The organism is Deinococcus pimensis DSM 21231 (assembly GCF_000519345.1).
Lineage (GTDB): Bacteria > Deinococcota > Deinococci > Deinococcales > Deinococcaceae > Deinococcus_A > Deinococcus_A pimensis.
Window position 1 is genome coordinate 17,087 of sequence record NZ_KI912669.1, and the last position, 8,536, is coordinate 25,622.

Sequence of the window (8,536 nt, forward strand, 5' to 3'; positions counted from 1 at the left end):
CCTGCTGATGAACCTCGACCTCGCCGGGGTGTGCGCGAGCGCCGGGAGCGCGTGCTCCGCCGGGACGATGCAGCCCAGCCACGTGCTGCTCGCGCTCGGTCTGGATGAGGCGGACGCGCGCGCCACGGTGCGCTTCAGCTTCGGGCGCTCCACCACGGATGCGGACGTGGAGCGCGCCGCCGAGATCTTCGCGCGCGCCGTGGAGTGGAGCCGCGTCTAATCCGCGCCGACGGTGAGCGCCCCGGATTCCGCGTCCGTCCGGGTGTCCGGGACGAAGGCGTCGGCGTGCATCTCGCAGACGCGTACGCGGTCGCGTCCCGCGTGCTTCGCGGCGTACAGGGCGGTGTCCGCGCGGCGCAGGAGGTCGCTCGCGGACTCCTCGTGGAGGCGGGTCGCGACGCCCGCGCTCAGGGTGACGCGCCGGACGTCCTCGAAGTCGTGCGCGGCGACCGCGGCGCGGGCGTCCTCGGCGATGCGCAGGGTGGTGACCGTGTCCGCGCCGGGCGCGACGATCAGGAATTCCTCGCCGCCCCAGCGAACGAGCCGGGCGGGCGGGCGCAGCGTGGCCGTCACGACCTGCGCGAGGTCTCGCAGCACGGCGTCCCCGACGTGGTGCCCGTACAGATCGTTGACGCGCTTGAAGTGGTCCGCGTCCATCAGGACGACGCCGACGCGTCCGCGCCCCAGGGCCTGCGCGAGGAGCTCCTCGCCGTAGCGGCGGTTGGGGAGCCCCGTCAGGAAGTCCGCGTACGCCATGATGCGCGTCTCGGCGAGCCGCTGACGGATGTGGGAGAAGCTGGTGAGCAGCGCGATGAGGGCGAAGCTCGACAGGTAGAACTGCAGCACGAACGCGAAGGCGCGGATGCCGAACTCGCCGCGTCCCGCGAGCAGGACGCCGTTCACGCCGCCCACGACGAGCGCCGCGAAGAAGGTGAAGCCGGAGACGAGCAGCGCGGTGCGGGTCGTCCAGGTGAGGAACGCGACGCAGTACAGCGCGGAGAACCAGTAGGTGGCCTCGTTGAGGTGCTGGTACTTGCCGACGTACCAGCGGAACTGCTCGTTGATGGACAGCAGGAAGTACAGCGCGGCCCCGGCGTACGCGACACCGCCGGCCACGTCGGCGCTGGCCTGACGCCGCCAGGTGAGCACGAACAGCGTGAGGAAGAGCGTGATGAGGGCGGGCAGCGCGACGCGGTCGAGCGGGTCGAAGACGGGGTACTGGATGGCGAGCGCGCCGAGGCACGCGAGGATCAGCGCGGGCATCGCGGTGAGCAGCACGCGTCGCCGCAGTTCGTTCCAGGGGTCGCGCGCGGCCTGAGCGTCTCTGAGGTCGTTCAGTGGGGAGAACATGATCCTCGTTTCCTCGCTGTGGGTGTGGACGATCGGGCGCGGGAGGGCAGCGACGTGAACGCATTGTATGAAGTCGTGCGTTTCGGGCCGTGAAGCGGGAGGGAATTTTCCTGAAGCTCTGCTTGAGAGTTTCTGAGCGGGGCGTGGGTCGCGGCTTCCGAAGGCGGGGTCATCGTGTGAGGGGTGAGTGCCGTCGGGCGCGCGCCCTTAGAACATGGTGGGCATCTTGACACGGTTGCGGCCCTGCTGCTTGGCGCGGTAGAGCGCCGCGTCGGCGCGCTTCACGAGACGGTCGGCGGTGTCGCCGGGCCGCTGCGACGAGACCCCGAAGCTCGCGGTGAGCCCGCCGACGCCCTCGAAGCGGTGCGTGGCGATGTCGGCGCGGATGCGCTCCGCGAGGTTCTCGGCCGTGTGGACGTCCGTGCGGGGCATGATCAGCAGGAATTCCTCGCCGCCCCAGCGGACCAGCTGATTCGAGCCGCGCACGCGCCGCGCGGTGAGCCGCGCGGCCTCGCGCAGGACGACGTCCCCGACGTCGTGTCCGTGGGTGTCGTTGACGCTCTTGAAGTGGTCGAGGTCGAACAGGACCACCGTGAGCGGACCGGGGCCGCGCAGTTCCTGCTCCAGCACCTGCTCGCCGCAGCGGCGGTTCGGGAGGCCCGTCAGGAAGTCCGCGAAGGCGAGGAGGCGCGTCTCGCCGTACCGTTCCTGCAGCGCGGTGATGTGGTAGAGCAGCAGGATCGCGGCGAGGCCGCTGCTGAAGAACTGGATGACGAACCCGCCGAAGGCGCCGCCGCCGAGGTCGAGGCCCTGCAGGCGCGTGACCGAGAGCGCCACCACCACGAGGAGCGCCACCCCGTACGTGGCGCCCGCCACGACGATGGCGCTGCGGCGCTGCCAGCCGATGAAGGCCATGCAGTACACCACCGCGAACCAGTAGGTGGACTCGCTGAGGTGCCCGGTGCGCGGGACGTACGCGAGCAGCTGCTGCGCGAGCGCCGCGAGGAAGTACGAGGCGATGCCGATGTACGCGACTCGCCCCGCGAACTTCTCCGATACCCGGCGTGTCCACAGCGCCGCGAGCAGACCGGAGAGGAGCAGCACGACGAGCGGCAGCGCCACGCCGTCCACGGGATCGAGGTGGTGGAGCTGCGAGACGAGCGCGAGGAGCGCCGCGACGATGCCGACGATGAACTGCCCGAGGAGCAGTTGACGACGGGCGGTGAGCCAGGGGTCGGGGAGGACGCCGTCGGTCATGGGGGAGGGACGGGAGAAGGTCGGCATCAGGTTCTCTTCAGGTTCAGTCTAGCGGGTTCACACCCACGGACGGTTTGATGTGAGGAAGCCGCCGCCCGGGCTCCTCACAAACTTTCACGTTCCTGTAACGACGCCTTCAATTCTTTCACGATCCGTTTACGTCACCTTTCGTACAGTCAGACCAGGTGAGCGCCACCTGACGTGAGCAAGGGGAGGGACGTCAGGTGGCGCGTAACCATTGAGGAAGGAGCCCACGCGTGACTGTGGGCTCCTTCCTTTGCTTCCCACGGTTCAGTCGCCCGCGACCGCCGTTCCCGCACCCTGCCACTCCTGCAGGCTCGTCACGCCCAGCGCCACGCGGCTCGCCGCGAGGATCGCGCGGGCCGTCCAGCGCGCCGCCTCCCGCGTCGACACGATCGGCACGCCACGCTCCAGCGCCGTGCGCAGCAGCGCCGACCCCGTCACGTCGATCAGGAGCTGCGGCAGCTCGCCCGCGCGCGCCTCGCGCGTCACGGTCAGGCCCGCCTCCTCCAGCGTGGCCGCCACGTCGTCGAGGCCGTCGCCGAGCAGCAGCGCCGTGCCCGTGAGGGGCAGGTTGGACTTCGCGCCGAGCTGCGCGCGGAAGAACGCGAGGTCCGGGTCCGCGTCGATGCCCATGCTCTCGCCCGTGCTCTTCATCTCCGGACCCAGCACCGGGATCACGCCGCGGAACTTCAGGAAGGGCAGGTGCACCTCCTTGACGCTGTACATGCCGGGCGTGGGCGTCCCGGTGAAGCCGATCTCGGAGAGGGTGCGGCCCGCCGCGATGAGCGCCGCGTACTTCGCGAGCGGGTGGCCCGTCGCCTTCGACACGAACGGCACCGTGCGGCTCGCGCGCGGGTTCGCCTCCAGGATGTACGCCACGCCGTCCTTCACGGCGTACTGCACGTTCATCAGGCCGCGCACGCCCAGTTCCAGCGCGAGCCGCTCGGTCGTCGCCTTCACCGTCTCCAGCAGGTCCGAGGGAAGGCTGACGGGCGGCAGCACGCAGGCGCTGTCGCCCGAGTGGACGCCCGCCGCCTCCACGTGCTCCATCACGCCCGCCACGACCGCGCGCTCCCCGTCGCAGAGCGTGTCCACGTCGAGTTCCAGCGCGCCTTCCAGGAACTGGTCGAGCAGGATGCTGGGCTGACCCTCCACGTTCGCGTACACCTCGCGCAGGTAGGTGTCCAGCTCGTCCATGCTGCGCACCGTGCGCATGGCGCGGCCGCCCAGCACGTAGCTGGGGCGCGCCATCAGCGGGAAGCCCAGCTCCTCCGCGAGCCGCAGCGCCTCCCCCGCGTTCCCCGCCACCTTGCCCCGGGGCTGCGGGATGCCGAGCCGCTCGCACAGGGCGTTGAAGCTCGCGCGGTCCTCCGCCTCGTGGATCGCGGCGGGACTCGTGCCGATGATGGGCGCGCCCGCCTCCTCCAGCCTGCGCGCGAGCTTGAGGGGCGTCTGCCCGCCGAGCTGCACGATCACCCCGACGGGCTTCTCGTGATCGACGATGTTCATGACGTCCTCGAAGGTGAGCGGCTCGAAGTACAGGCGGTCGGCGGTGTCGTAGTCCGTGCTGACCGTCTCCGGGTTGCTGTTGACCATGATGGTCTCGTACCCGGCCTCCTGCAGCGCCCACACGGCGTGCACGGTGGCGTAGTCGAACTCCACGCCCTGCCCGATGCGGTTCGGGCCCGAGCCGAGGATCACCACCTTGGGCTTCTCGGTGGGCCGCACCTCGTCCTCCCACTCGTAGGTGGAGTAGTGGTAGGGCGTGTACGCCTCGAACTCGGCGGCGCAGGTGTCCACCGTCTTGTACACGGGCGTGGCGCGCGCGGCCTTGCGCAGGGCGCGCACCTCCAGCTCGGACTTCCCGACGATCTCGCCGAGGCGCGCGTCGCTGAAGCCGAGCCGCTTCACCTCGCGCCAGTACTCGTACTTCCACGACTCCACCGGGCCCAGCGAGGGGATCTCGCGCTCCGCGTCCGTGATCTCGCGCAGCTGGTTGAGGAACCACGGGTCGATGGCGGTCAGCTCGAAGAGCCGATCGACGCTTTCTCCGCGCCGCAGCAGTTCCAGCACGACCTCCAGGCGGCGCGGGTTGGGGTAGAGCAGCACCTCCAGCTCGCGCTCGGTCATCTCGGCGTACGCGCCGCGCACGTCCGACTCGATGGAGCGCAGCGCCTTCTGCAGGCTCTCCTTGAAGGTGCGGCCGATCGCCATGACCTCACCGACGCTCCTCATCATGGTGCCGAGCGCGTCGGGCGTGCCGGGGAACTTCTCGAAGGCGAAGCGCGGGATCTTCGTGACGACGTAGTCGATGGTGGGCTCGAACGCGGCGGGCGTGACGCGCGTGATGTCGTTCGGGAGCTCCTCGAGGTGGTAGCCCACCGCGAGGAGCGCCGCGATCTTCGCGATGGGGAAGCCCGTCGCCTTGCTCGCGAGCGCCGAGGAGCGCGACACGCGCGGGTTCATCTCGATGACGATGACGCGTCCGTCCCTGGGGTTGACCGCGAACTGGATGTTGCTGCCGCCGGTGTCCACGCCGATCTCGCGGATGATGGCCATGCTCTGGTCGCGCAGACGCTGGTACTCCACGTCGCTGAGGGTCTGCGCGGGCGCCACGGTGATGCTGTCCCCCGTGTGGACGCCCATCGGGTCGAAGTTCTCGATGGAGGTGATGATCACGACCGTGTCGGCCGTGTCGCGCATGACCTCGAGCTCGTACTCCTTCCAGCCGAGGATCGATTCCTCGAGCAGGACGGAGTGGACGGGGGAGTCGCGCAGGCCGCCCGCCGTGATGGCCTCGAACTCCTCCAGGGTGTGCGCGATGCCGCCGCCCGTGCCGCCGAGCGTGAAGCTGGGGCGGATCACGACGGGCAGGCCGAGCTGCCGCTGGAACTCGCGGGCCTCCTCCATGGAGTGCACCATCCTGCCGCGCGCGGTCTCCACGCCGATCTTCTTCATGGCGGCCTGGAATTCCTCGCGGTCCTCGCCCTTGCGGATCGCGGCGACGCCCGCGCCGATGAGCTCCACCCCGAACTCCTGCAGGGTGCCGTTCTCATAGAGGTCCATGGCGAGGTTGAGGGCGGTCTGACCGCCGAGGGTGGGCAGGAGGGCGTCGGGGCGTTCCTTCTCGATGACCTTGCGCACGAACTCCGGCGTGAGGGGTTCGAGGTAGGTGGCGTCGGCGAGGTCGGGGTCGGTCATGATCGTCGCGGGGTTGCTGTTGACCAGCACCACGCGGAAGCCCTCTCGCTTGAGGGCCTTGAGGGCCTGCGTGCCCGAGTAGTCGAACTCGGCCGCCTGCCCGATCTGGATGGGTCCGCTGCCGAGAATCAGGATCGTCTGGAGGTCCGAGCGTTTGGGCATACCAGCGTGAAAGCATAACACGAGATGAAGTGGGGAAGATTATGCAGCGTGGGGTTGTCCAGACAGGGGCGGCCCACGGTGGGATCCGGTGCGGTACAAGAAGGATGTGCAGGACGAGGCGAACACGAGGAGCGGACAGGACGGACAGCTCACCGCCGAGGAACGACACCTCCTCGCCAGCCCGAGGAAAGCGGCCCGTCTGCGGGCGGCGCTGGACCGGGCCGTCAGGGGAGAGGGGGAGACCATGACCCTCGCGGAGGCGAGGAGCCTCGTCGCGAGGTCGATGAGTGCGGAAGACGCGTCCCCCTCCCGTGACGCCGGGGACGAACCCTGTTCGGGCCCCAGAAGGTGAGCGGCACCTCGCGGGGCTCACGGCGCCGGTCTAGGCTGGGAGAGCGCGGGGTTGACCCGGCTCCCCGCCCCTGATAGCTTGTGCATAGAAATACGCGAAGAGCGTATAGAACCTGCATATGAAGACCCTGACCCCCCGACGTTGACGCTCCGCCCCGGTATCCCACCAGGGGCGGCGACATCACGTCGGGGGGCACCCGTGCTGCGACGAGGCAGCCCAAGGAGCCCCACATGACCCAGAACAAGAAGATCGTCCTCGCCTACTCCGGCGGTTTGGATACCAGCATCATCCTCAAGTGGCTCCAGACCGAACGAGGCTACGACGTCGTCGCCTTCACCGCCGACATCGGCCAGGGCGACGAGGTCGAGCAGGCCCGCGTCAAGGCCCTGAACACCGGCGCGGTCAGCGCGTACGCCATCGACCTGCGCGAGGAATTCGTCCGCGACTTCGTGTTCCCCATGATGCGCGCCTCGTCGCTCTACGAGGGCTACTACCTCCTCGGGACCAGCATCGCCCGGCCCCTCATCGCCAAGCACCTCGTCGAGATCGCCAAGAAGGAGGGCGCCGTCGCCATCTCGCACGGCGCGACCGGCAAGGGCAACGACCAGGTGCGCTTCGAGCTCACCGCCCTCGCGCTCGAACCCTCCATCGAGACCGTCGCGCCGTGGCGCGAGTGGGAGTTCCAGGGCCGCGCCGACCTCGAAGCCTTCGCGCGCGAGCACGACATCCCCGTCCCCACCACCAAGAAGGACCCCTGGAGCACCGACGCGAACCTCCTGCACATCAGCTACGAGGGCGGCATCCTCGAGGACCCCTGGATGGAGCCCCCCGCGCACATGTTCAAGCTCACCACCGACCCCATGGACGCGCCCGCGGAGCCGCAGTACGTGGAGATCGAGTTCGAGCACGGCGACCCCGTCGCCATCGACGGCGAACGCCTCTCGCCCGCCGACCTGCTCGACCGGGCCAACAAGATCGCCGGGGCGCACGGCGTGGGCCGCCTCGACCTCGTCGAGAACCGCTTCGTCGGCATGAAGTCCCGCGGCGTCTACGAGACGCCCGGCGGCACCCTCATCTACCACGCGCGCCGCGCCGTCGAGAGCCTCACCCTCGACCGCGAGGTGCTCCACCAGCGCGACCAGCTCGCCCCGAAGTACGCCGAGCTCATCTACAACGGCTTCTGGTACGCTCCCGAACGCGAGGCGCTGCAGGTCTACTTCGACCACGTCGCGCAGACCGTCACCGGCACCGCCCGCATCAAGCTGTACCGCGGCAACGCCACCGTCGTGGGACGCAAGGCCCCCAGGAGCCTCTACGACAAGGACCTCGTGACCTTCGAGGCGGGCGGCGACTACGACCAGTCCGACGCCGCCGCGTTCATCAAGCTCAACGCGCTGCGCCTGCGCGTCCGCGCCCGCGTCGAGCAGAAGGCCGCCGCCACCGAGCCCGAGAAGGCCGGAGCGCAGGGCTGATGACCGCCGTCGTCCGGCCCACCACCCTCGACGACGCGGGGGTCTTCCACGACGTCATGATGGCCGCCGGACGCCACGACCTCGACCCGCGCGCCAGCTGGCACCGCGTCACCCTCACCGACGTGGCCGTCTCGCTCGGCCAGTACGGCGGCTTCGTCGCCGAGGAGGACGGCCGGATCCTCGGCGTCGTCAGCCACCGTCCCTGGGGCCGCACCCTGACGCTCAACAAGCTCGCGGTGCTGCCCGAGGCGCGCGGACGCGGCCTCGCCACGCTCCTCGTGCGGGCCGTCGAGGCCCACGCCGCCCGGCACGGCTACGAACAGGTGCTGCTCGCCGTGAGCTCCTACAACACCCGCCTCGTGCCGATGTACGAACACCTCGGCTACAGGGTCGACCCCGAGGCCGTCTACCCCTTCGCCAACCCGACGAGCCCCGCGCCCGTCGTGCTCGTGAAGGCCGCCGAGGTGCACGCGTGACCGCCCTGCGCGCCGCCACCCCCCGCGACGCCGAACTGATCGCGTCCCAGCGCGAACGCATGTTCCGCGAGAACGGCTTCGCCGAGGACGCCCTCACGCCCATGACGGCCGCGTTCACAGGATGGGTGCGCGCCGCCCTCGCGCGCGGCACGTACCTCGGCTGGCTCGCCGAGGAGGACGGGCGCGTCACCGGCGGCGCCGGACTGATGCTGCCCGACTGGCCGCCGCACCCGCTCGACGCC

Annotated in this window: 7 protein-coding genes; 4 read left to right on the top strand and 3 right to left on the bottom strand. The window is 69.9% G+C overall.

Features of this window, described 5'->3' with window-relative positions; translation table 11 throughout:
- Positions 1-220: aminotransferase class V-fold PLP-dependent enzyme (locus DEIPI_RS0118715; RefSeq protein WP_157463803.1), on the top strand; the 220-nt coding region annotated here is incomplete at its 5' end.
- Here the strand turns inward: DEIPI_RS0118715 and DEIPI_RS32605 are convergent.
- The 3 genes from DEIPI_RS32605 to carB form a co-directional block, all read right to left on the bottom strand.
- Positions 217-1,350 (bottom strand): GGDEF domain-containing protein, encoded by a 1,134-nt coding sequence (locus tag DEIPI_RS32605; RefSeq protein WP_052351825.1) that lies wholly within the window; start codon positions 1,348-1,350, stop codon positions 217-219. The genes DEIPI_RS0118715 and DEIPI_RS32605 overlap by 4 nt on opposite strands.
- 207 nt (positions 1,351-1,557) lie before the next feature.
- Positions 1,558-2,634, bottom strand: coding sequence for a GGDEF domain-containing protein (locus DEIPI_RS32610; protein WP_084474565.1), 1,077 nt, complete (start codon positions 2,632-2,634; stop codon positions 1,558-1,560).
- A gap of 264 nt (positions 2,635-2,898) precedes the next feature.
- Positions 2,899-5,994 carry a carbamoyl-phosphate synthase large subunit gene (gene carB, locus DEIPI_RS0118730; protein ID WP_027482772.1) on the bottom strand — a complete coding sequence of 1,032 codons (3,096 nt, stop codon included), beginning with the start codon at positions 5,992-5,994 and terminating at the stop codon, positions 2,899-2,901.
- Between the two features lie 582 nt (positions 5,995-6,576).
- Between carB and DEIPI_RS0118740 the strand changes: the two genes are divergently transcribed.
- The 3 genes from DEIPI_RS0118740 to DEIPI_RS40360 form a co-directional block, all read left to right on the top strand.
- Positions 6,577-7,818 carry an argininosuccinate synthase gene (locus tag DEIPI_RS0118740; RefSeq protein ID WP_027482774.1) on the top strand — a complete coding sequence of 414 codons (1,242 nt, stop codon included), beginning with the start codon at positions 6,577-6,579 and terminating at the stop codon, positions 7,816-7,818.
- Positions 7,818-8,294, top strand: coding sequence for a GNAT family N-acetyltransferase (locus DEIPI_RS0118745; RefSeq protein ID WP_027482775.1), 477 nt, complete (start codon positions 7,818-7,820; stop codon positions 8,292-8,294). Before DEIPI_RS0118740 ends, DEIPI_RS0118745 begins: the two co-directional genes overlap by 1 nt.
- Positions 8,291-8,536: hypothetical protein (locus tag DEIPI_RS40360; RefSeq protein WP_045234721.1), on the top strand; the 246-nt coding region annotated here is incomplete at its 3' end. The genes DEIPI_RS0118745 and DEIPI_RS40360, both read left to right, overlap by 4 nt.